Consider the following 23,857-nt stretch of genomic DNA (forward strand, 5'->3'; position numbering starts at 1 on the left):
GATTCCGCAGTGAGTCTTGATCAGTCGATCGGCGTACGGCAGCCGCTCACGTCCGTGGAACGTGAGCTGACCGAGGTGTGGCAGGAACTGCTCGGCGTGGACGATCTGGGACCCGACGACGATTTCTTCTTCCACGGCGGCCATTCTCTGCTGGCCATCAGGTCGACCATCCGGATCAAGGAGCGCCTCGGCGTCGACGTCCCCTACCCGGTGGTCGCCGCTCACCCGACCGTCCGGGCGCTGGCCGGCTGGATCCACGAGACCGGGACGCGGGCCCCCGCGGACGGGGACGCCACGGTCGGCCTCGGTCACTGGGATCGGGCGCGGCCGGCTCCCCTCTCACCCGCCCAGGAGCAGATCTGGATTCTTCAGCAGCTGCACCCGGACAGCTGCAGCTATCACTTCCAGGCGCTGCTGCACTTCGACGGAGACCTGGACGCGGCGGCCCTGGAGGCGTCGTTGAACGGCGTGGTCGAGCGGCACGAGGTCTTCCGCACCTCGGTCCACCTCGGCGAGGACGGCTTCCCTGTCCAGCGCGTTCACCCGCACGAGCCCTACGTCCTGCCGGTGACCGATCTGAGTGCCCTGGCAGAGGGTGAGCGCGAGGGCGCGCTGGGGGAGCTCACCGACCGGCTGCTCGCGGAGAGGTTCCCGCTGGAGCGTCCGCCGCTGGTGCGCTGGCGCCTGGTGCGGCTCGCCGCCGACCGGCACGTCCTGCTGCACGTCGAGCACCACCTCATCCACGACGGCTGGTCGTACAACGTGCTCCTCGGCGAGCTGGCCGAGGGCTACCGGCGTGCCGTCACGGGACAGGAACAGGCCGCCGCCACCCATGAGTTCGACTTCCTCGATGTCGCCGTGTGGCAGCGCCGACGCCTGGAGAGCGGTGAGCTGGACGGCCAGCTGGCGTACTGGCGCGAACGGTTCAGCAACCCGCCCGCCCCTCTGGAACTGCCCGTGGACCGGCCGCGCCCCGCTGTGCCGAGCTTCGAGGGCCGGTCGTTGCGCATCGAGCTGGACGCCGAACTGAGCGCCGGACTGCGGGCGTTCGCGCGCGGCCAGGGCGTCTCGCTGTATCTCGTCCTCTTCTCGGGCTGGCTGGCCGAACTGCACCGGCTGACCGGACAGCGCGACCTGTGCGTCGGAAGCTCCCTGGCCAACCGGGTGCTGCCGCAGACCCAGCGCATGATCGGGATGATCGTCAACAACCTGCCCATGCGGGTGACCGTGGACCCCGACCTGCCGTTCACCGAACTGCTGTCCGCGGCGCGTTCGACCGTCCTGGAGGCCCAGCAGCACCCGGACGTCCCCTTCCACCGCATCCTGGCCGCCTCGCAGACCTCCCGGGACTTGTCCCGCAACGAGTTCTTCCAGGTCAGCTTCGGCTTCCACGACGCCCCGCTGGCCTCCCTCGCCCTGCCGGACGTGCGGATGTCGGTGACGGAGGGCATCTCCAACGGATCAGCCAAGTTCGACATGAACATCATCGTCGTGCCCCGCCTGGAGCAGAGCATCGGCGCCGCGCCGGGTGAACACGGCGACTCGATCACCCTCATCTGGGAGTACGCCACCGACCTGTTCGACGAGTCCACCGTCGAGCGCGTCGCCGCCGAGTATCAGCAGCTGCTGGGCTGGGCCGTCCAGCACCCCGAGAACCCGCTGAAGGAGTGCGCCGTGGAGTCCGCGACCGTCGAGGAGACCGTCACCGCCGTCTGGGCCGAACTGCTGGACACGCAGCAGATCGCCCCCGACGACGACTTCCTCTCCCTCGGCGGCGACTCGATGCTCGCCATCCGCGCGGCGGCCCGCCTCTCCACCCGCCTCGGCGTCGAGGTGCCCGCCCTGGCCGTGCTGCGCCACCCGACCGCCCGGGAACTGGCCGCCCGGATCGCGGAGCTGACCGGCACGGCGGTCCCGCGGTGACGGAACAGGCCAAGCACGCCGAGCGCGACTTCCGGTTGCTGTGGGCCGGTCAGACCGTCAGTCAGCTCGGCAGCCAGATCACCCCGGTGGTCCTGCCCCTGGTCGCCCTCCGCGCACTGGACGCCGGCAACTCGGCGGTCGCCGGGCTGGTGACCGCCCAGTTCCTTCCGTTCCTGCTGCTGGGTCTGCCGGCCGGCGTGTGGGTGGACCGGCTCGCCCGCCGCCCCGTGCTCATCGTCTGCGACCTCGGGCGGGCCCTGGTCCTCCTGGCCGTCCCCGTCGCGTACCTGTTCGGCTCGCTGTCGCTGCCGCTGCTGTATCTGGTGGCCTGTCTGCACGGCACCCTGACCGTGTTCTTCGACGTCGCCTACCAGACGTATCTGCCCGAGATCGTGGCCAAGGAGCGGCTGGCGCACGCCAACGGGAGGCTGGAACTGAGCAGGTCCGGCGCGCAGATCGCCGGACCGGGCCTGGCCGGTCTGCTCGTCTCGTTCCTGCGGGCGCCCCTGGTGCTGCTCGCCGACTCCGTGTCGTACCTGTGGTCCGCGCTGTTCCTGTGGCGCATCCGCACCCGGGCCCCCGCCCCGCGCGACCGTGCGAAGCAGCACCTGCTCAAGGAAGTCGCGACCGCGCTGCGCTGGGTGTTCTCCCACCGCACTCTCGCCCCCCTGGTGGTCTGCCTCGCGCTGCTGAACTTCTTCTCCGGCGGCATCATGTACTCCCTGCTCATCCCGTACGCCGTACGGGAGTTGGGTATGCCGGCCGGCACCGCGGGCCTGCTGCTGGGGCTCAGCAACATCGGGTTCGTGGCCGGTGCGCTGCTGGCGAGCAGGATCGGCCGGCGCTTCGGGACCGGCCCCGCTATGACCGGCGCGGTCGCGCTGAACGTCCTCGGCATGGGGCTGCTGCCGCTGGCCGCCGGTACCTGGGCCAAGGGCGTGTTCCTGGCGGGCATGGCCATCGCCTGGTTCGGCACGGTCGTCTTCAACATCCACCAGGTCACCCTCCGCCAGACCCTCACCCCCCCGGAGATGCTCGGCCGGGTCAACGCCTCGATCCGGTTCGTGATCTGGGGCGTGATCCCCCTCGGCGCCACCACGGGCGGCTTCCTGGCCGAGCAGACCGGACTGCGCACCACGTTCTCGGTCGCGGCCGTCGGCGGGGTCCTCGGTTTCCTGGTCATCGCCCTGGCCTCCCCGGCCCGCCGCGCCGCCCCGCAGGAGCGGGCACCCGAGACCGACACAGAAAGGCAGGCCCCGGTATGACCATCCACAGCCTCGTCCACGAGCGCGCCGTACGGACCCCGGAACACACCGCCGTGACCGGCCCCGACGGCTCCTTCACCTACCGGCGCCTCGACGCGGCCGCCGAGGCCGTCGCCGTACGGCTGCGGGAGCTGCCCTCGGCCACCGACGTGATCCTCGTCGACCTGCCTGCCTCCGTGCGCCGCGCCGCCGTCCTGCTCGGCGTGCTGCGCGCCGGGCGGGCGTACGCGGTCGCCGATCCGGGATGGCCGGCCGAACTGCGCGCCGAGGTCACCGGGTTGCTCGGCATCGGCCTGACCGTCACCGACGCCGCGCCCGCGCAGACCGCGCAGCCCGGCTCCCCGGACACCTGGGCGCCCCCCTCCACCGGGGAACTGCTCACCGCCCCGGACGCCCCCGCCCCCGGGCCCGGCGACGACGAATCACCGGCCTGTCTGCTCTTCACCTCCGGATCCACCGGCGTCCCCAAGGCCGTGCTCTGTCCCCATCGCGGGGTGACCCGGATGTTCCACCCGGACCCGCTCACCGCCTTCGCCGACCGCCCCGTCGTCCCCCAACTGGCCCAGCTCCAGTGGGACATGGGCAACTACGAGCTGTGGGGCGCGCTGGTCAGCGGCGGTACCGTCCTGGTCACCGACCACCCCTATGTCACCCCCGAGCTGATGACCCAGCTGGTCAAGGAGCGCGGCGCCGACAACCTCTTCATGACCACCGCGCTGTTCAACCTGCTGGTGGACGAGGGCGTCGGCTGCTTCTCCGGGCTCACGTACGTGTCCGTCGGCGGCGAACGGCTCTCCGTGCCCCACATGCGCCGCTTCCTGGAGGAGCACCCGGACACGGTGCTCATCAACGCCTACGGCCCGGTCGAGAACACCATGCTGACCAGCGTCCACCCGGTCGTCCCGGCCGACTTCGAGGACCCGTACGGCATCCCCATCGGTCTGCCGGTGCCCGGGACCGAGGTGTTCGTCCTCGACGAGGCGCAACGCGAGTGTCCGCCGGGCACGCCGGGCGAGCTGTACGCGGCGGGCTCCGGTGTGGCCCTCGGGTACGTCGGGCGGCCCGAGCTGACGGTCGAGCGCTTCGTCGACGTGGAGGTCGGCGGTGCCGTCCGCCGCATGTACCGGACCGGCGACAAGGTCCTGACCGGCGAGGACGGGCTGCTGCGCTACATCGGCCGCACCGACCGGCAGGTCAAGATCCGCGGCCAGCGCATCGAGCTGGACGGGGTCGAGGCGGGCCTCAGCCGGCTGCCGGGCGTCCACGCGGTGGCCGTACGAGCGAGCAGGGACGCGGCAGGGAACGCCGTCGGCATCGCCGCGTACTACGTGGCGGACCCGGACGAGCCCGCCGAGCCCGCCGACCTCCTCCGTCGCGCCCGCGCCGCGCTGCCCGCCTCCCACGTGCCCGCCCGGTTCCACGCCGTGCCGGTGATGCCGAAGACCGCGCGGGGCAAGGTCGACTACAAGGCCCTGGAGGCGATGTGACCGCCGTCGCCACCTCCTGGGTGCGCCGCCCGGTCCCGCACCCGGCGCCGCGGGCCCGGCTGCTGTGCTTCCCGTGCGCGGGAAGCGGCGCGATGATGTACCGCCCCTGGCTGGGCCGGATCCCCGACGACCTCGAACTGTGCCTGGTGCAGCCCCCGGGGCGGGAGGAGCGGGCGGGCGAGGAGCCGCTCACCCATGTGTCGCAGATCGTGGACGGGCTGCTGCCCGAGGTACGGGACCTCCTCGACCGGCCCGCGGTGTTCTTCGGACACAGCATGGGCGCGCTCATCGCCTACACGCTCACCCTGCGGCTGCGCGCCGAGGGCCTGCCGCTGCCCCGCCACCTGTGCGTCTCGGCCCGCCCCGCACCGCAGATCGGGCACCGGGGAGCGGCACGGCACCGGTACTCCGACGAGGACCTGGTCGAGGTGCTGCGGGAACTGGGCGGGATGCCCGAGGAGGCGTTCGCCCTGCCCGGCCTGATGGAGTCGCTCCTGCCGCTGGTGCGGGCCGACTTCACGGTCTCCGAGACCTACGAACACCCTCCGGTGCCCCCGCTGGACCTACCGGTCACGGCCCTCGGAGGGCTCGCCGACACCCTCGTACCGGTCTCGGCGGTGGAGGCGTGGCGGGAGAGCACCACCGGCCCCTTCGCCGCCCACCTCTTCCCCGGCGGCCACTTCTATCTCCGGGACGCCACCGAGCAGGTCCTGCGGATCGTCACAGCGAGGAACGTGTCATGACCCCACCCGTCGTCATCGAGTCGAAGCCCTCCGCGCAGCCCCTGTCGGACGGCGAACGGACGGCCCTCATGGCCGCTCCCGGCTTCGGCCGGGACTTCACCGACCACATGGTGACCATCCGCTGGACCGAAGGACGGGGCTGGCACGACGGCCTGCTCTCGCCCTTCGCGCCGCTGACCCTCAGCCCCGCCGCCCTGGTCCTGCACTACGCCCAGACCATCTTCGAGGGGCTCAAGGCGTACCGCCAGCCGGACGGATCGGTGGCCGTGTTCCGGCCGGAGAGCAACGCCCGTCGCTTCCGGGAGTCCGCCCGGCGCCTGGCCATGCCGGAACTCCCCGAGGACGTCTTCGTCGCGGCGATCGAGGCGCTCGTAACCCAGGACGCCGCCTGGGTGCCCGACAGCCGTGAGAGCTCTCTGTACCTGCGGCCCTTCCTGTTCGCGACCGAGCCCGGCCTCGGCATCAGGCCCGCCCGCGAGTACCTGTTCACGGTCATCGCCTCCCCCTCCGGGTCCTACTTCCCCGACGGCGTCCGCCCGTTGTCGGTGTGGATCTCCGATGACTACGTGCGCGCCGCCCCCGGCGGCACCGGCGCCGCCAAGTGCGGCGGCAACTACGCCGCCTCCCTCCTCGCCCAGGCGCAGGCCGCCGAGCGGGGCTGCGACCAGGTGGTCTGGCTGGACGCCGTCGAACGCCGCTGGGTGGAGGAGATGGGCGGCATGAACCTCTACTTCGTGTACGAGGACGGCCGCATCGTCACACCGCTGCTGAGCGGCTCCCTGCTGCCCGGCATCACCCGCCACTCCCTGCTTCGTGTCGCCGCCGACCTCGGCCACGAGGCCGTCGAGAGCCGGGTCAGCGTGCACGACTGGCGGCGGGAGTGCGCCGAGGGACGGATCGCCGAGGTCTTCGCCTGCGGTACGGCCGCGGTCATCACCCCGGTCGGCTCGGTGCGCTCCACGCGGGGCGACTGGACCGTCGGCGACGGCCGGCCGGGCCCGCTGACCATGCGGCTACGGGAGGCACTCCTGGACATCCAGACGGGCCGGGTCCCCGACCACCACGGCTGGATGCACCGGCTCGCCCACGCCGTCCCGTCGGCTCCCGCCTGCCCGCCCCAAGGAGCAGACCTCGCATGAACACCGTTCCCGACGACAGCTTCCACGTCTTCGACACCACGCTCCGCGACGGAGCGCAGAGCGAGGGCATCAACCTCACCGTCAACGACAAGCTCGCCATCACCCGCCTCCTCGACGACTTCGGCGTCGGCTTCATCGAGGGCGGCTGGCCGGGCGCCAACCCCCGCGACACCGAGTTCTTCCGGCGGGCCAAGGAGGAGATACGGCTCCGCCACGCCACGCTCGTTGCCTTCGGCTCCACCCGCAGGCCCGGGATCCGGGTCGAGGAGGACACCCAGGTCGCCGCCCTCCTGGAGGCGGGCACCGACATCGTCACCCTCGTCGCGAAGGCACACGACCGGCACGTCGAACTCGCCCTGCGCACCAGCCTGGAGGAGAACCTGCGCATGGTGAGCGACACGGTCGCCCACTTCCGCGCGCACGGCCGACGGGTCTTCGTGGACTGCGAGCACTTCTTCGACGGCTATGCCGACAACCCCGAGTACGCCCTGGACGTCGTCCGCACGGCCCACGAGGCGGGTGCCGAGGTGGCCGTCCTGTGCGACACCAACGGCGGCTGGCTGCCCGGCCGGATCCACTCCGCGGTGGCCGAGGTGCGCGAGGCGACCGGAGCTCGGCTCGGCATGCACGCCCAGGACGACACGGGCTGCGCCGTCGCCAACACGCTGGCCGCGGTGGAGGCGGGCGCCACGCACGTGCAGTGCACGGCCAACGGCTACGGCGAGCGCGTCGGCAACGCCAACCTCTTCCAGGTCGTCGCCGCCCTGGAGCTGAAGCACGGCCGCAGGGTCCTGCCCGAGGGCGCCCTGGCACACATGACGCGGCTGGCGCACGAGATCGCCGAGATCGCGGACATGGCGCCGCCCACGCACGAGCCGTACGTCGGCGCGTCCGCCTTCGCCCACAAGGGCGGCCTGCACGCCTCCGCCATCAAGGTGGACCCGGACCTGTACCAGCACATCGACCCGGCACTGGTCGGCAACAGCATGCGCATGCTCGTCTCCGACCTGGCCGGCCGGGCCTCGCTCGAACTCAAGGCCGAGGAACTCGGCATCGGCCTGCACGGCGACCGCGAGCTGTCGGCCCGGCTGATCGCCCGCGTCAAGGAGCGCGAACTGGAGGGATACTCCTACGAATCCGCCGACGCCTCCCTCGAAATGCTGATCCGTGAGGAGACCGGGGCCGGTTTCCCGCGCCCCTTCGAGGTCGAGTACTGGCGGGTCGTCTCGGAGCGACGAGCGGGGGGCCGTCCCGTCCACGAGGCCATTGTCGAACTGCGGGCCGGGCAGCAGCAGACCGTGGCCATGGCCAAGGCGTCCAGCCCCGAGGCCGGCCTGCACATGGCCGTTCAGCGGGGCCTCGGCCAGATGTACCCGGAACTCGGCGAGTTGAGGCTGGTGGACTTCAAGGTCCGCACGCTCGACACCGGCGGCGGATGTGTCTGCCGTGTCCTGCTCACCATGGCCTCCGGCACCAGACGATGGACCACGGTCGGCGCGGGCGGGGACCTGGTCACCGCCACATGGCGCGCCCTCGACGACGCCTATGTCCACGGGCTGCTGCACAGCGGTGTCGTGACGGCTGATGAGGCGGAGGCGCAGGCCGTTCCCTGACGGGTTCCGGCGGCGGGCGGCAGCGGAGGCGGTGAGGCGGTTGCCAGGGGCGGCCTCACCGCCTCTGTGTGTCCTGGGTCCTGTCGTCAGATTCCCGCCTGCCCCGCGACACCATGCACGCCTCGGTGGACGGAATATGCCATTCCGGTTGTGGCCAGCCGCAGGCGATGACAGCGCTTGTTCCCGCCCACGACAATGATCATGTCAGCTGGCGAGAGGTTGCAGAAGGACGCCTCGCCCGGGCCCACGACACAAGCCTGTTCGTGCGGAGGTGTACTCCAGGTGCTCACTCAAAGTCCGGTCGCGATAGCGACCTGGAAGACGGACCGGTCCCTGGCCGTGTCCGTGATGGCGGGGTCGGCCTGGCGGATCGGACTGAGCCGAGGAGACCACGTCACCATGCTGACGGGGCGGGACCCGGACCTGGCCGACTGCTTGGGCAGGGCCCACCGCCTGGCGCTGAGCGGCCGGACCATCTCTCTGGAGGTCGGCGGCGACACCCAGCTGTGGAAGGTCGTCCTCTCCCCGGACCGGGCCGCGGACGGCACCGTCGCCGGGGTCATCGGAGCGGCCTGGCACATGCCGGCCACGACGGAGCCCGCGGACCCGGCGGCGTTACGGACCTCGGACGAGGACACCCCGTTCGTACCGTCCCCGTCCGCCACGACGTGGTCCGCCGACGAGATGGACCTGAAGCTGTCCCGGCTGCCGATTCCGCTGCTGAAGGTCTCGGCCCAGGGAGTGGTCGTACACCTCAACCCGGCCGCCGCCGACCTCTTCGGCTGCGCTGCCCCGGACGAACTGGCGGGCCGCCCGCTGTCCCGTCTCACCCGAGGCCGCCCGCCTCGCGCGGACGGCGGTGACGGCGACCGGGTCCGGTTCGTCCGCGCGGACGACAGCGATTTCCTGGCGTGCTGCACCTGGATTCCCTGGCCGGAGGAGGGCGCGCAGCACCTGGTCGTCCTGCACGACGAGGTCGAGACACCGGCGACGGAGAAGGCCGGGCGCCCCGCGGACAAGCCGACGCTGACCCCCACGGAGGCCACCATCCTGGAACTCACCGCGCAGGGCCTCACGAGCATGCAGATAGCGAACCGGCTCCACTTCAGTGTGAACAACGTCGAATACCACCTGGCCAACCTGAGGCTGCGCCTGGACAGCGTGAACCGGGTCGCCCTGGTCGCCCGCGCCTACGCGTGCGGGCTGCTGCGCCGGGGCTGCTGGCCTCCGACCGCCGTGGCGCCCACGGGGCGCCGCAGAGACGCGGAGCCGGAAGTCCTGCGACCGGCGAAGCGGTGCGGCTGACCCGGCGAGTGCCCGAAACCAAACCTGCCCTACGAAGTGAGGAATCCCTCATGCCCCAGCCCCCGCAGCTTTCGCAGGCCACCGCGTCGCCCGCGTGGAAGGTCCTCAACCCGGGGGGCGACGAACCCCTGATCCTGGCCGTGGACTTCGCAGTCTCCGGACGCCCGGAGGCGACGTTCACCTCGCTCTCCCCGCTCCTCGCCGCCGAGCTGCCCCTGTGGGAGACCAGACAGCCGGACCCGGAACAGGCCCGCTCCTTCGGTGGTGAGGACTTCACCGAGTACTGGGCGCAGGCGGTACGCGCCACCGGCCGCCCGGTGCGGGCCGTGCTCGGCTACTGCGTCGGCGGCCTGTACGCGGCCCGCCTGGCCCACCTCGTCGCGCGCGGCCAGGACACCCGCCCACAGGTGGTGCTCTTCGACCCCGAACCGCCCAGCGCCGCCGGCATGACCGCAGACTTCCGGGACGCCATGGCCCGCATCTCCTCCGTTCTGACGCCGGAGGAGTCCGAGCGGGCGATCCGCACCGCCGCCGAGGCGGCAACCGACTTCACCACGTTCCGCGCATTCGGTACGACCCTCACCCGGACCTTCCGCGAGGCGGCCACCTCCGCCTTCGCCCGCGCGGAACTCCTGCCCGAACTGGCCGACGAGCTCAGCACCGCGTACGAGATGTTCGTCCGCTACATAGCATCCGCCGCAGACCTCGACCCCGCCGAACTCTGGCCCGACACCACCGCCGTGACCTCCCCGACCGCCGCACCCCACCCCGGCCGCAGCATCCCGGTCGACGTCCCTCACGCGGACCTCCTGCGCAGCCCGGCAACGGCGGGCGTCGTCAGGACACTGCTGGAGTGACGACGCCGGTGCGACCGCCGAGCGAGGGAACGGCATGGCACGCATTCCCGCGGCGCCAACCGATTCGTGATCACCGTTCTGAATCGGCCGGGTGTCCGCCTCGCCCTCCAGGGCGACGCGGTCCGGGTGACGGCCCCGCCCGGCCGTCACGATACGGCGGACAGAGCCGTCCCACGGGTGGACTTCCGCGTGGTGCGCGCACCACGCGGGGTAACCGTCCGCACGAGCGGGCGCTGTGAGGCGGGGCGGGGCGTGAACCGGGCTCGTAAGTGTCCGGACCCAACAGGTGGCACTTGCCTGGTCCGACTGGCGCCGCTACCAGGCACGATCACTCACCAGTCACGACCGGCGGCAAGCCGCGTCCCGCACATGAAGATCACGATCTGCAGCTTGAACCAAGTGGCGGTGGCCCGGATGTCCAGTGGGTGGGGGGCTCTGTCCGAGTCCGACAACTCAACGATTCGAGCCCTTTGCTTCGGGAGTGCCCGATCCGGTGGCCGCTCGGTGGCCGGACGCCTTTGGACGGGGCAGCATGAGGTAGCAGGGGGTAACCCGCCGCAAGTACTCTGATCAGGCACGACATCACTCGGCGGCATCACGCAGTATCCGGCAGCATGATCACTCATGGTCTCGTAATGCGTGGGTCTCGGGTTCGAATCCCGAAGGCGGCTCCGGCAAAGGCCAGGTCACATAGCCCGTGACCTGGCCTTTTGTGTTGCTCCGGGCATGGCACGTTACTCGGTCCTGGGGTCGCGAGGTGGCTTGCGTGAGCGATGCGTGAGCGGAGCGGAGCCAGACCTACTTCTTCGGCTTCTTCCGTGTGCTCTTCTTTTAGCCTTGGCCTGGGCTTTCGCCTTCTCCTTGGCCTTCTTGCCGGCCTTGCGGGCCTTCTCCGCCTCCGACTTGCGCTGGAGCGGGACCAGCTTGGCGGTGGCCTCCGCGGCGTTTTTGCCGACGTGGGGCAGGACGCTTTGGTAGATGTCCCGGGTGATCCGGGTGTCGCTGTGCCCGAGAGTGTCCGACACGATCTTGATATCGATGTCGGCGGCGAGCATGAGCGTGGCCGCGCCATGGCGGAGGTCATGCAGACGGATCGGCGGGAGGCCGGAGGCGGCGACGAGCCGCTCGAAGAGGTCGCTGACCTTGCCGGGGTGCAGCCAGGAGCCGTCTTCCTGGGTGAAGACCAGTCCGGTCTCGGCCCAGGCCGACTCCCACTCCTCGCAGTCCGCCTCTTGTTGCTTGCGGTGCCGCTCCAGGACGCCGACGGTGGCGTCGTCCAGGGCGACAACTCGGAAGCCGCTGTCGGTCTTCGGCTCGGACGCCTCGACCTCCCAGCCGTCCTGGAGCAGCTGGCCGGTGACCGTGAGGGAGTGCTGGTCGAGGGTCTCCGACCAGGGCTGGCCACACGCCTCACCGCGACGCAGGCCGCGAAAGGCGATGAGGTGCCACATGGCGTACAGCCGATCACCGGCCACGAAGTCGAGGAAGGCGCCGGTCTGTTCCGGCGTCCAGACCATGACGGGGGAGGGCTTCTCCCCGGTGTGTTGCCACCGGGCGACCCGCTCGAACCAGGATGGCGGAGCCTCCCTGACCGGACCGCGCCTGCACCAGGCCGGAGTCCCAACACCGGGCCGACAGGGCGCGCGCCCTGTCGGCCCGCAGCCCGAACAGGACCAGGCGATTGATCACTGGCGCGATTCATGTCGCCAATCAATTCTCGGCTGCCTGACAATTGAGTCGAGTGATTTCAAGGGAGGGCTCGGTTCTTCGATCAAAGGCCGCCAGGTCGCGTGATGGCTCTGTGATTGGTTACAAGGCGACAACGTCCTCTGCGTCGAGTTTGTGAGATGGACCACGCAAGACTGCCACTGCCTTGGTCGGTGCAGGTCAAGGTTGGGGCGGGCGCCGCATTCGGCTTGTGGCGGGGCCGTGCTTGTTCACACAGCAGAAACCCGCCTCGTAAATCCTGAGTCGTCCAAGACCTTCACTGCGGTCGACCATGGGGCCGACTATGGGGCCGACTATGGGGCCGACCGTAAGAGATTGACAAGAATTCCAGAAAATTTCCGTTCATGGTACGGGGGAGACGGGGAAAGCATGCCCAAGGTGATCGCTGAGTGTGGGAATCTGCCCGCCGCCATCACGAGTTTTGTGGGCCGGCGGCAGGAGACCGCTGAGATCCGCCGCCTTCTGGGGATGCGGCGGTTGGTGACGCTCACGGGCATGGGCGGTGTGGGCAAGACGCGGCTGGCGCTGGAGGTGGCGGCCGCGTCCCGGGAGGAGTTCGCGGACGGGGTGTGGCTGGTGGACCTGGCCCCGGTCTGCGAAGCGTCGGCGGTGGCGGCCGCGGCGGCGGGCGCGCTGCGGGTGCCCGACCTCGGGGCGCTGCCCGTCATGGACCAGCTCACGGGTTATCTGGCCGGGCGGCGCGCGCTGCTGGTGCTGGACAACTGCGAGCACCTGGTCGAGGCGTGCGCCGAGCTGGCCGGAACCCTCCTGTCAGCTGCTCCCGAGCTGCGCATTCTCGCCACGAGCCGCCACACCATGGGTGTCACGGGCGAGCACGTTTTCACCCTCGCGCCGCTCGCGCAGGACGATGCGGTGGAACTGCTGCGGGACCGGGCCGTCGCAGTGTGGGAGCGATCCCATGGAGACGAGGCCGGCCACGCCGCCATCGCGCGCCTGTGCGCCGATCTGGACTGTCTGCCGCTGGCGATCGAGCTGGCCGCCTCCCGGTTGCGCACGCTCACCGTCGGCCAGTTGACGGACCGGCTGGAGAACCGCTTCGCACTGCTCACCGGCGGCAGCCGGACGGCACCGGCCCATCAGCGCACGCTGCGCGCAATGATCGACTGGAGCTACGAGCTGTGCGCCCCGGCCGAGCGGCTGCTGTGGAACCGCCTGACCGTGTTCGCCGGGGGGTTCAGCCTGGAGGCCGCCGAGGGTGTCTGCTGTGGGGAGGGGATCGCCGAGGCCGAGGTGCTGGACCTCCTGGACCGGCTGGTCGCCCAGTCGGTCGTCCTGACCTGCAAGGCGGATGGTCAGCGGCGTTACCGGCTGCTGGCGAGCATCCGGGAGTACGGCCGGGAGCGGCTCGCGGACTCCGGTGAGCAGGACGAACTGCGCCGACGCCACCGCGACTTCTTCCTGGCCCTCGCCCACCGCATCGACCGGAACTGGTACGGCCCCGGCCAGGTGGAGAACCTGGCCCGGCTGCGTGTGGAGCACCCCAATCTGCTGGCCGCCCTCGACTACGAGGGTGACCCGCGGTCCCGGCTGGCGCTGGTCGCCGCCCTGCGTTGGCACTGGTGCGCGGGCGGGTTCCTCAGTGAGGGGCGCCGCCAGTTCGAGCGGGTGCTCGCCGCGGCGCCCGAGTCCGGCCCGGAGCGCGCCCGCGCGCTGCTGGTCGCCGTCTGGGCGGCGCAGACGCAGGGCGACCTGGCGACAGCCGACCGCTGGCTGGACGAGGCCGACGCGCTCGGCGAGTGGCTGGGGGACCCGTGGGTGCGGATCCAGGCGTCGGGCCTGCGCGGGGTGTCCGCGCAGAACCAGGGGCGGCCCAGGGACAGCATCTGCCGGTACGAGGAGGCCCTGGCCGCCATGACAGCGCTGGGTGACGAGTGCGAGGCGGCATCCTGGCGGCTCGCGCTGGCCTTTAGCCAGGCGCATTTCGGTGACCCTCGGGCCGCACAGACCGGTGCGGGGTTCACCGCCGCCGCCCGGGCGAGCGGGGATCGCTGGGGCCGGGCCCTGGTGCTGATGGCCCTGGGCCACGACGCCTGGGCCCGTGGTGACCGCGAGGCGACCGAGACCCTGGTCAGGTCCGCGCTGGAAGGCATGCGTGGCTTCAACGACTACGCGATGGTCGGGAGGATGCTGGAACTGCTCGCCTGGGCCACCGCCGCCGGCGGCGCTCACGAGCGGGCCGCCCGGCTGCTCGGTCTGGCGGATGCCCTGTGGCACGACGCCGGCAGCTCGATCTGTGCGTTCGGGCCGCAGATGGCCGAGTGGCATGCCCGCTGCGAGCAGGCCGCGATCGCTGCGCTGGGCGAGGCGTCGTACCGGCAGGCGTTCGCCGAAGGCGGCACACACCGCGCCCGCGCACAGGCCGTCGACTTCGCCCTCGCCCTCGACACGGATTCCGGTGCCGGGCCCGCATGCGGCAGGGACACCGCGTACGACACCGGCACCGAATACGACGCCGGCACCGACGCCGACGGTGAGCGCGGTGCCGAAAGGGGTATCGGCACCGCGGGTGATACCGGTACCGGCGCCGGCATCGACGCCGACAGTGACATCGACGTCAAGGAGACTGCGCCGAGCGCTGTGCGCCGCCGACACGCGCCTGCCGCCGCGGACACCGGGCCTGCGTCACCCGACGAGGGACCCCGCGTATGCGACGTACTGCTGGTCGAAGGCGACCCGACGGTCAGGGAGAGCGCCCGGCGCATCCTGGAGGCGAGCGGCCACCGGGTACGCCGCGCCGCCGACGGCCTGATGGGGCTCACCCTGTTCCGTCAGCAGACCCCGGACGTCGCCGTGCTTGGCGAGCGGTTGTCCGGCCTGGACGGGATGGGCCTGGCCCGCCGGATCCACGAGGAGTCCGCGGTGCCCGTTCTGCTCCTCGCGGACCGCGACGACCCGGCGGACGTGGTCAGGGGCCTGGAGGCGGGCGCCGACGACTGCCTCGCCAAGCCCTTCGACGGAACGCTCCTGCTCGCCCGTGTCCGTGCCCTGCTGCGTCGCACCGTCCCCGCGGATCAGCCGTCCGACACCCGTGCGGTCCGGTTCGGAGACTTGGTGTACTGCCCCGTGTCACTTGTGGTGCGCAGGGACGGGGAACCCGTCCACCTGACCACGACCGAGCTGAAGCTGCTGCGGGAGTTCGCCGCTTCGCCCGGCACCGTCCTCACCCGCGACCTGCTCCTGGAGCGGGTGTGGGACTACGCCTGGTCCGGCGACAACCGGGTGGTGGACGTCCATGTGCAGCGGCTGCGCGCCAAGATCGGCCGCGACCGCATCGAGACGGTACGCGGCTTCGGCTACAAGCTCCGCGTCGCCTGAGGGGGCACCTGCCCACGAACGGCGCGAAGGTCGCCCTCGCCGCGGCCACCACGGTAGTGGCGACGACCGGGGTCCTGGTCCACCGCCTCACCGCCGCAGACCAGCCCTCCAACGCTCGCGCCGAGCTCGACCGGCAGCCGGGGGTCGGTGCCGCGCACGGCTGCGCGTCGGTCTCGGACACCTCCGGCCCGCAGTGCTTCCGTACGACCGCCCAGGGCACCGGCCTGGGCCTGGCCATCGCGGTGGGCCAGGCCCGGTTGCCGAGCGCCGGGCCGCCTGGCTGTTCGGGAGAACCCCCGGAGGGGAGAGCACTCCCACCGCGCCGCTGACCACGCGCGTGCCCTGAGGCATGAGACCTCCAAGGCTCGGGACGGTCTCGTCGGCACCAGATCGGAAGACTCCTCCACCCCGCCCGAGGTCACTCGTTCAGCCCAACTAGGCGCCCAGCGAGGGGAAACGACAACCACAGCAGTCACACGGCGCTACATGTCCGTTCGCCGTAGCTGTATGAGAACAGGGCCTCCTTGATCCGCTCGGTCAGCTCGACGTCGCGGCGCTGCCGTGCTCCGTCGACAGCTCCGGCTAGGTCCGGCTGGTGTACGGGTACCGCTCGGGGTTCCCGCTGAACAGCAAGGACAGCAAGGACAGCAGAGCGGGCAGCGGGCTGCAGTGGTCGGCGCGGGGTTCGCCTGAAGGGCTGCGACATATGACGGCATGTCAGCCGGCGCGGCCGGACCGTAGTCCGCGTGGCGGCGCCGGGCAGGCGGCGACTCCACCACGCACCGCTTCGGCCGCGGCGGGGACGGTTCTGTAACAGCCGTACGTCAATTGCTCGGCGGCCACGCTGTGATGCGGTCGCCGAACCGTTGCCGTACCACCGAGACATACGGCCGGTCTTCTTGGGCTCGGCCGGGGAACACCCGCCCCGGCCGGAATCCGACACCATCCCAAGGAGGCCACCATGTCCTCGACCGAGGCCTTGGAGACCCCGAGCGTGAAGCGCTCCCTGTCCTCCCGGCTGCGGGCCCACGCCCGCAAGGCCGTGATCCCGGCCATGCTGCTCGGCGTCACCCTCAGCGGACTCGGCCTGTCCACCGCCGCGCACGCCGCCGACTCCCCTCAGTGCCCCCCCACCGCCCAGACCTGCCGCGCCGACGCGCCGTGGCGCGGGGAGCAGCCGAGCGGCGTCTCCAACGAGGACTGGCGGGGCGCCAACACCGCGGCCCAGTTCTGGAGCGAACACCAGACCGTCCGACAGGGCAACAGCGGCGGGTACCTCGTCACGGGCCAAGGAGGCTGGCCCGGCGACACGGCCGGCCGGGGCTGGTACTCGTTCACCACCGGCCCCTGGTACAACCGGACGACGTGGTGGATCTGGTACGGCGGCCAGTTCTGGGACCGGGACAACGGGGTCGCGAACCACGAAGAGTTCGACTACGGGGTCTCGGCCTGGGACGCCAACGGCGGGGGCGGGCAATACCGCGAGTACGACGTCTATGCCCACACGGGCACCGACAGCGGCATCCGGGGCCAGATGCGGCTCGTCCGCAACACCCGCAACGGCCACGTCTACGCGACGTTCGACCACTACCGGACCTTCCACTACCTCGGCCGCTGGTAGCCGGCGTGCGCCCGCCGGGGCAGACCCCCGGCGGGCGCGCCCGCGCTCCCACCCTCCAAGCCCGGAAGAACGTCGACATGAACACCACCGCGCACTGCATCCGCCCCCTGTCCGCGTCGGAGACGGTCCCCGCGTCGGCCAAGGAGATCCTCGGCACCCGCTGCCGCACCACCATCGACCTGTTCGCCGAGTGGGCCTCGGTGCTCGGCTTCCCGACCTGGTTCGGCCACAACTGGAACGCGTTCGAGGACTGCCTGCGCACCGTGACCGACGGGTCCGGCCCGGCGACGATCGTGCTCCGCAACGCCGCCTTCCTCCTGGAGGACGAGAGCCCGAGGGAGCTCAGCGTCTTCCTGGACATCCTGGCGGGCAGCGACCTCGGCCTGCTCCTCCTGGACGACTCAGCCGACGACCTGGGGCAGCTGGCCCGGCGCATGACGGCGGCAGGCTTCACCCCGCCACCGATGCCGGAGGACTGAGCACCGCCTGCGCCCTGCCCTCCGGACCGTTCAGCAGGACCGGCTCGCCCCCGGCCGCCTCCGGTCACCGGCGCCCGGGAGGTCGGAAACGGCCGCCCAAAGGCCATTCGGAAATCTGCATCTCCCCCCTGTGAGCCGGCCCGGCGAATCCGGCTGCCGGCTCACCCTGCGTGAAAGAGGGAAAAGTGAGACCCAGAACGCGAACGAAGCGCCTCACACGGGTGCTGATCACGACTGCCGTCGCCGTCGTGGCACCACTGGCGATACCCGCATCCTTGTCGGCGGCATCCGCCGCCTCCTCCGCGGAGCCCGCGCAGCAGCCGAGCCAGGCACAGCTCCAACAACTGGACAGAGTGGCCAGATCACACTCGGCGCTCGGTGTCTTCGGTGACCCCGAGAAGGGCCATCCGATACTGATGCTTCCGGCCGGGACGTCAGCTGCCCAGAAGGCGGAGGTCAAGAAGGAGCTGCCGGCCGGCCTGCTGGTCACCGTCAAGATCAGCAAGGTCACGAAGGCCGAGGTGGACTCGGTCTTCAAGACGATCAAGGCGGGCAAGTGGAACAAGGACGCGCGCAAGTACGGCGTCGGCTACACCTATGACGGTGAGAAGGACAAGGTCGTCGTCAACCTTGAGGGCCCCAAGTCCGCCGCGCCCTCACTGAAAGTCCTGAAGCCGGACGCGATCGAAGTGCAGCCCGGCCGTTTCACGCCGGAAAACAACCGCTTCAACGACTACAACCCGTTCTACGGCGGAGGCGCGATCAAAAAGGACGGCTCTCGCAGCGAATACGACTGCACAGCCGGTTTCGCCATCAGGCACAAGCCCGACGGTGAAAAGCGCATGGTCACTGCGGCCCACTGCTTCTATTGGAACGACAAGATCAAGACCGCGGACGGGAAAGACTACGGCAACGTCACGTCGGTCCACCAGTGGCTGGACACCGAAGCCATCACGGGCAAGAACTACACCGGCCGCATCTACACCGGCGGCTACAAGGAAAGCGACAGCACCCTCTGGGTCAGCGACTACAGCAACTGGTTCTACTGGGGCCGGCAGTTCTGTGTGAGCGGGGCGTCGACCTACAACCACTGCGGCCATCCGGTCTCGTACTCCACCTACGGGTCCTGCTACATCTGGCACGGCGCCACGTACTGCGTCGACCCGGCCGACCAGTTCCTCATCGACCGAGGCGGCAACAACGGCTGCGGATGCGGGAAATTCACGGCGCCGGGTGACTCGGGTGCGCCCGTCTTCGAACCGGGGTACCGAGGAGACGACGCGATCATCGGGGGCATGCACCGCGGCGCCGTCTGGAACTACAACGGCCAGGACCGCATGTTGAACGTCAAGGTGAACTCGATCCTCAACAGCGCGAACGCCGAGATCGTGAAGGGCGACTCCTGAGACGTCGAGAAGGCGTCGGAGTACGCACTCCTCCTGACGCAGCACGTCAGCCTCGCCGGCTCCGTGCTTCGTGACCGGCGGCGCGGAAGCCGCAGGTCCGGGTGCCGCCCATCGAAGGCGGCACCCGGGCTCGCACCCTCCTCCACGAGCGATCCACGAGCGACGCCGTGCCCTGCCGACCCCTCGCGCCCCGCAGCCGACGCGACCGCCCTCCCCCACCCACCGGCCCCCTCACCGGGCTGCGTTGACATCTCGGACCGCCGACCACAGGCGCCACCCACAAAACCGGAGTTCGCGACCATGAACCACTCAGACAACCGGACCACCGCCCTGTCGGGCGCCCCCATGGACCACGGTTCCGACCGCAGCGGCCATATCGGCATCAGAATCGGCGGATGGCTGGCCTCCAGCACGCCCTACATGGCCCCCCTCGCCGCAGTCGGTGGTCTGTTGACCGTCCTCGCCTTCGCCATCAGCGGCCCTGGCATCACCGCGACGATGTCCACCGTCCTGAACGACGGCACCTGGACCCAGCACGACACCTGGGCCGCACTGCTGCTGCAGACCGGTGCCACCGCGCTGAGTATCTTCGCACCGGTCGTCGCCGGGTATGTCGCCTACGGCATGGCCGGCCTGCCGGCACTGGCTCCCGGTCTCCTCGGCGGCATGGTGACCCTGAACTTCAGATGCGGCTTCCTCGGCGGGCTGATCGCCGGGCTGATCGCCGGTTCCGTCACCATGCTGCTCCAGCGGATCACCGTTCCGCCGCGGCTGGGCGCCATGACCACCGTGGTGATCGGCCCGCTGGTGTCCACTGTGGTCACCACAGCCGTGGTCTACGCATTCGTCGGACCGCAGATCACGTCTCTCTCCGATTGGCTGAGCCATGAGCTGCCCCCTCTGACCTGGGGAAGCAGCATCGTGTGCGGTCTGGTCCTGGGCCTGATGGTCTCCTCCGACATCAGCGGAACGATCAGCAAGGCCGCCATCGGCTTCGCCGCCACGGGCCTGGAGACCGCGCCGAACAGCCTCAACTTCACGATCATGGCCACGGTGGTGGCGGCCGGCATGGTTCCGCCCCTGGCCCTGTCCCTGGCCACTGTGGTCCGCGGCTCGCTGTTCACTCCCGCCGAGCGAACCTATGGAAAGACCGCCTGGCTGTTCGGCGCGGCCTTCGTCCCCGAGGGCGCCATCCCCTTCGCGGTGGCCGACCCCCTGCGGGTGGTTCCGGCCTCGACGGCGGGCGGCGCCGTCGCCGGTGCCGTGACCATGACGTTCGGCAGTTCCCTGACCGTCCCGTACGGCGGTGTCTTCGCCGCCGGACACCTCGGCAATCCCTTGGTCTTCGTGGCCGCCGTCGCCTTCGGCGTCTTCGTGACCACTGGCCTCGTGCTCGTCCTCAAGAGCCTGCGCCGCACGGCACCGGCCGCGAGCACCGCCCGCGTCGCCACCGGCACCCCCAAGAAGGCCGTAGCGGCCGGCCGAGCCTGACCGCGGCGCCGGGATCGTGGGGAGTGCACGCGCCGGATCGGCAGCCTGAGCAGAACGCGGCTCCACTCGAGACCAGGTCAGGTTCCTCCTGACCTGGTCTCTTGTGCTGATCGGCTGATGGTTGGTCAGCTCGCCGGGTGGCACCTGAAGGGGAGCGCACGGGGTGCGCGTCAGGACTGGTCGGCTCAGGCCTGTGACCAGGTGTTCTGTGGTGGTGGCGTTGTGGATGCCGTAGAGAGCGCCCGCTTGAGCACCTCGCGTTCAGCGGTAGGCCGCGTCGCCCGAGGGGTCCGCGGCCGCGTTGTGGGCGGCGTATTGGCGGATCTCCGTCATCGAGTGGCCCGTGTGCCGTCCACCGTGGCAGTCGGCAGGGACGGCGCGGGCACCCGCAGGGCCAGCGGGGCCGCCGCTCCCGCCGCGGCGAACAGGGCGCCCAGCACGAGCCACCCCTCGCGCGGGCGGTCGCCGAGGCAGAGCACCGCGATCAGCGCCGGTGCCACCGCGGTCGCGGCGCCGCGGCCCAGGGAGAAGAAGCCCTGGTACTGGCCGTGCATGCCTTCCGGTGCGAGCGAGAAGCTCAGCCCGAACGAGCCCGCCGACAGCCACAGTTCGCCGAAGGTGAGGGCGGCCGCGAACAGCAGCAGCAGAACCGTCGCCGGCCAGCCGCCCATCCCGCCGGTGAACGCCACCAGCGCGCACGCGGCGAACAGGGCGATCCCCGAGTCGCGGCACATCCGGGCGGCCCGGCGGTTGTCCTCGGCGCCGCGGCTGAACCGTATCTGCAGACAGATCACCATCACCGTGTTGACGGCGACGATGCCAGAGACCAGGGCCGGCGGTGCCTCGGTGTGCTGGAGCACCCACAGCGGTACGGCGAAGGACAGCACCTGTGCCTGAAGGGACAGAACACCGCAGATCAGGGTGACGGCGGCGTAGCGCCGGTCGCGCAGGACCTGCCAGCCGGAACCGGTGCGCGGCGCCTTCTCGGCGGGCCGGGTCTCCCGGGCACGCAGCCACCGCAGGGGCACCGCCGCTCCCGGGTAGGTCAGCGCGGTGCACCACAGCAGGGCCACGTACCCGGCAGCGGTGTCGGCCTGGATGACCAGCGCCGAGGCCGCCGCGCCGATTGTGACGCCGACGTTGGTCACCACCCGCAGGTAGGCCCGCAACCGCACCCGTTCGACGCCCTCCCCGACCGTGGCGACCAGCGCGCCGCGGGCCGCGGTGCTGCCCTGTTCGGCGAGGAGGAAGACCAGGATCAGCGTCAGGAACACCGGGAACGTACGGGCGAGGGCCAGCGCGGCCATCGTGGCGAACTGGACGCCGAGCAGGCCGGTGTACGTCCGCCGGGGGCCGAACCGGTCCGCCAGCTTCCCCAGCGGTACGGCACCGGCCAGCGCCGCCACCCCGGCGACGGTGAGGCCGGAGGCGACCTGGTGCACGGGCAGTCCTACGACCCGCGTGAAGAACAGGGTGCTGGTGGTCAGATAGAGCCCGCTGCCGACCGTCTTGATCAGCCATGACAGGGCGAGCAGCCGGGGTTCGCCGGGAGCGGGCAGAGCGGCGTCGAGCAGGGTACGTGCCCGGCCCTGAGCGGAGATGGTCATGCCGCGGACCTGGCCAACTCGTGCAGCCCCGCGATGAACGTCTCCGCTGCCGTCTCGTCCGCGGCCGTGAAGTACGCCTCCAGATGCCCCGGGCTGGCGCACTCCTCGGGCGTCAGCACCTCCAGCACGCCGGGCAGGGCCAGTACGCGCTCGCGCAGGCCGGGCAGCGCGGGCAGCCGGGTACGGCCGATAGTCTCGGGGTGCGGTTCGCGGGCCGGGCGGCCGGGCTGTTCACCCGCCGAGACCCGGACGAACTCCTCCCACAGGTCCAGCCCGAAGGCGTGCCACCACATCCGGGAGATGCCCATGCCGCCCGGCCGTACGGCCACTTCGCCGATGACCGGACCCGCCTGGGTGCGGAACACCTCCAGGTGCGTGACCCCGGCCGGCAGGCCGAGCGCGGTGACCACCCGGCGGTGCAGGTCCAGGACCTCCCGCGAGAACGGATCGGTCTGGTCGGCGACGTACCCGCTGTTCAGGTTCGGCGAGGTGCGAAGCGGCGGGAGGAAGTAGCGGGAGACGGCCGCGCGAGCCACGTCGCCGTTGTGGACGACGCCGTCGCAGTGGTACTCGTGCGTGAACCGCACCAGGCGCTCCACCTGCACCGGCAGCCGCTTGTCCGCGAGGTCGGCGAAGTCGCCGGCCCGGTGCCGCTCGGCGAACTCCTCCGGGGAGTCGACGCGGTGGGTGCATGTGGAGGCGGCGCCGAACACCGGCTTGATCATGACGGGCCAGCCGGTCCGCTCCGCCGCCCGGGGCACTTCGTCGACCGTGGCGGCCTGGGCGTAGTCCGTCACCGGGAGGCCGGCGGCGCGCAGCCTGTCCTTCATGGCCCGCTTGTGGGCGCCCCACAGGGACTGGTCGAGGCTCGGACCGGGCACGCCGAGCAGAACGCGGACCAGCCCGGCCGCCACCACGCTCTTCTCGGTGGCCGCGATGACGTGGTCGACGGGGCCGTGTGCGGCGAGCTCGTACGCCGCCTGCTCGACCTGTGTCAGGTCGGCGAAGTTGTCGACGTACGCCACCTCGTGGTCGCGGTACAGGTCTGCGTACACCTTGCGAGTGATGACGCGGACGGTCACGTCGGGCCGACGGGCCAGGGCCTCGAGGACCTCGGGCTTGTCCGAGTTGAGCAGGAGTACCTGCCGGGTCACTGCTTCTCCGTGGGTTGAGGGGCCGCGGGTCATGGGGCCGTGGGATGTGGTGTGTGGTGGTAGGTGACGGTGGCGGCGGCCTCGTCGACGACGGCCCAGACGGGGGAGGGGCCACGGTCCGGGGCGCAGCGGGTGACGGAGCCCACGTTGACGACGTAGCGGCCGTCCGGCGCGAGCGGGACCGGCTCCCCGAACCGTACGGGCAGGCGTTCCACCCGCACCGGGCGGCCGGTGTCACCGGGCCACAGGCGGTACAGGGCACTGCGGTGATGGTGTCCGTGCACCAGCGCCCGGCCGGGAAAGTCCGCCTCGGCGGGGCACCACAGCCCCGGCTCCAGCTCACGCCACGGCAACGGGTGGCCGTGGCAGTACAGGGCGAAGTCGGTGCGGTGCTCCAGGGGGGCGTCGAGCAGCGGGCGGGTCCAGTCGGGCAGGCGGTGGTCGGGCACCAGGGCGCGGATCCGCTCCTCCTGGTTGCCCCGCAGCAGCCGTACCCCGTCCAGGAGCCGGGCGAGTTCGGGGTCCGGGTCGAAGACGTCGGCCAGTCGGCCGCCGAACTCGTACCCGGCCACCTCCCGTTTCCCGATCCGGCACTCGAAGACGTCGCCGAGGCAGACCACCCGGTCCACCCGCTGCTCACGGATCCCCTCCAGAACGGCCCGCAGCCGCGCTGTGTCCCCGTGAATGTCGGTCACCACGGCAT

Annotated in this window: 17 protein-coding genes and 1 pseudogene; 14 read left to right on the forward strand and 4 right to left on the reverse strand. The window is 71.0% G+C overall.

Annotation, left to right across the window (positions count from 1 at the left end; all coding sequences use genetic code 11):
- Nucleotides 1-9: 9 nt before the first annotated feature.
- From IH68_RS50410 to IH68_RS0133490, 8 genes are all read left to right on the forward strand, one after another.
- Entirely contained in the window at nucleotides 10-1,923 is a 1,914-nt protein-coding gene (locus IH68_RS50410) for a condensation domain-containing protein (RefSeq protein WP_030942473.1), read from the forward strand.
- Nucleotides 1,920-3,188, forward strand: coding sequence for an MFS transporter (locus IH68_RS0133460; protein ID WP_051833861.1), 1,269 nt, complete (start codon nucleotides 1,920-1,922; stop codon nucleotides 3,186-3,188). The genes IH68_RS50410 and IH68_RS0133460 overlap by 4 nt, the downstream gene beginning before the upstream one ends.
- Nucleotides 3,185-4,675, forward strand: a complete 1,491-nt coding sequence (locus tag IH68_RS0133465; RefSeq protein ID WP_051833862.1) for an AMP-binding protein — start codon at nucleotides 3,185-3,187, stop codon at nucleotides 4,673-4,675. Before IH68_RS0133460 ends, IH68_RS0133465 begins: the two co-directional genes overlap by 4 nt.
- A complete protein-coding gene (locus IH68_RS0133470; protein ID WP_030942477.1) occupies nucleotides 4,672-5,418 on the forward strand; it encodes a thioesterase II family protein in 747 nt (248 codons plus the stop codon). Before IH68_RS0133465 ends, IH68_RS0133470 begins: the two co-directional genes overlap by 4 nt.
- The gene (locus tag IH68_RS0133475) at nucleotides 5,415-6,557 is read left to right on the forward strand and encodes a branched-chain amino acid aminotransferase (protein WP_051833863.1); all 1,143 of its coding nucleotides are present in this window, start codon (nucleotides 5,415-5,417) and stop codon (nucleotides 6,555-6,557) included. The genes IH68_RS0133470 and IH68_RS0133475 overlap by 4 nt, the downstream gene beginning before the upstream one ends.
- Nucleotides 6,554-8,170 carry a citramalate synthase gene (gene cimA / locus IH68_RS0133480; protein WP_030942481.1) on the forward strand — a complete coding sequence of 539 codons (1,617 nt, stop codon included), beginning with the start codon at nucleotides 6,554-6,556 and terminating at the stop codon, nucleotides 8,168-8,170. Before IH68_RS0133475 ends, cimA begins: the two co-directional genes overlap by 4 nt.
- Nucleotides 8,171-8,452: 282 nt before the next feature.
- Entirely contained in the window at nucleotides 8,453-9,475 is a 1,023-nt protein-coding gene (locus IH68_RS51945; protein WP_051833864.1) for a helix-turn-helix transcriptional regulator, read from the forward strand.
- A 50-nt stretch (nucleotides 9,476-9,525) separates the two neighbouring features.
- Nucleotides 9,526-10,332: a hypothetical protein gene (locus IH68_RS0133490; RefSeq protein ID WP_030942486.1), complete on the forward strand. Its 807-nt coding sequence runs from the start codon at nucleotides 9,526-9,528 to the stop codon at nucleotides 10,330-10,332.
- Between the two features lie 798 nt (nucleotides 10,333-11,130).
- On the opposite strand, the pseudogene IH68_RS0133495 reads toward IH68_RS0133490, so the two are convergent.
- Nucleotides 11,131-11,897, reverse strand: a pseudogene (locus tag IH68_RS0133495) (site-specific integrase); the annotation flags it as partial.
- A gap of 532 nt (nucleotides 11,898-12,429) precedes the next feature.
- On the opposite strand from IH68_RS0133495, the gene IH68_RS59510 reads away from it, so the two are divergent.
- From IH68_RS59510 to IH68_RS0133520, 6 genes are all read left to right on the forward strand, one after another.
- Nucleotides 12,430-15,396 (forward strand): winged helix-turn-helix domain-containing protein, encoded by a 2,967-nt coding sequence (locus IH68_RS59510; protein ID WP_037885638.1) that lies wholly within the window; start codon nucleotides 12,430-12,432, stop codon nucleotides 15,394-15,396.
- A gap of 56 nt (nucleotides 15,397-15,452) precedes the next feature.
- Entirely contained in the window at nucleotides 15,453-15,725 is a 273-nt protein-coding gene (locus IH68_RS56610; RefSeq protein WP_159403762.1) for a hypothetical protein, read from the forward strand.
- Nucleotides 15,726-16,357: 632 nt separating this feature from the next.
- Nucleotides 16,358-17,017, forward strand: coding sequence for a ribonuclease domain-containing protein (locus IH68_RS0133505; protein ID WP_030942492.1), 660 nt, complete (start codon nucleotides 16,358-16,360; stop codon nucleotides 17,015-17,017).
- 77 nt (nucleotides 17,018-17,094) lie between these two features.
- A complete protein-coding gene (locus IH68_RS50425) occupies nucleotides 17,095-17,496 on the forward strand; it encodes a barstar family protein (protein ID WP_037885640.1) in 402 nt (133 codons plus the stop codon).
- A gap of 221 nt (nucleotides 17,497-17,717) precedes the next feature.
- Nucleotides 17,718-18,902 carry a hypothetical protein gene (locus IH68_RS0133515; protein ID WP_030942496.1) on the forward strand — a complete coding sequence of 395 codons (1,185 nt, stop codon included), beginning with the start codon at nucleotides 17,718-17,720 and terminating at the stop codon, nucleotides 18,900-18,902.
- 300 nt (nucleotides 18,903-19,202) lie between these two features.
- The gene (locus tag IH68_RS0133520) at nucleotides 19,203-20,393 is read left to right on the forward strand and encodes a PTS fructose transporter subunit IIC (RefSeq protein WP_051833865.1); all 1,191 of its coding nucleotides are present in this window, start codon (nucleotides 19,203-19,205) and stop codon (nucleotides 20,391-20,393) included.
- Between the two features lie 329 nt (nucleotides 20,394-20,722).
- Here IH68_RS0133520 and IH68_RS0133525 read toward each other — a convergent pair whose 3' ends face one another.
- The 3 genes from IH68_RS0133525 to IH68_RS51950 are packed head-to-tail and all read right to left on the reverse strand — an operon-like array spanning nucleotide 20,723 to nucleotide 23,849.
- A complete protein-coding gene (locus IH68_RS0133525) occupies nucleotides 20,723-22,000 on the reverse strand; it encodes an MFS transporter (protein WP_051833866.1) in 1,278 nt (425 codons plus the stop codon).
- On the reverse strand, nucleotides 21,997-23,154 hold the full coding sequence (locus tag IH68_RS0133530; RefSeq protein ID WP_030942503.1) for an ATP-grasp domain-containing protein: 1,158 nt from the start codon (nucleotides 23,152-23,154) through the stop codon (nucleotides 21,997-21,999). Before IH68_RS0133530 ends, IH68_RS0133525 begins: the two co-directional genes overlap by 4 nt.
- A gap of 29 nt (nucleotides 23,155-23,183) precedes the next feature.
- Nucleotides 23,184-23,849 carry a metallophosphoesterase family protein gene (locus tag IH68_RS51950; protein ID WP_159403763.1) on the reverse strand — a complete coding sequence of 222 codons (666 nt, stop codon included), beginning with the start codon at nucleotides 23,847-23,849 and terminating at the stop codon, nucleotides 23,184-23,186.
- Nucleotides 23,850-23,857 lie beyond the last annotated feature (8 nt).

The sequence above is a fragment of the Streptomyces sp. NRRL S-646 genome (assembly GCF_000720765.1).
Taxonomy (GTDB): Bacteria; Actinomycetota; Actinomycetes; order Streptomycetales; family Streptomycetaceae; genus Streptomyces.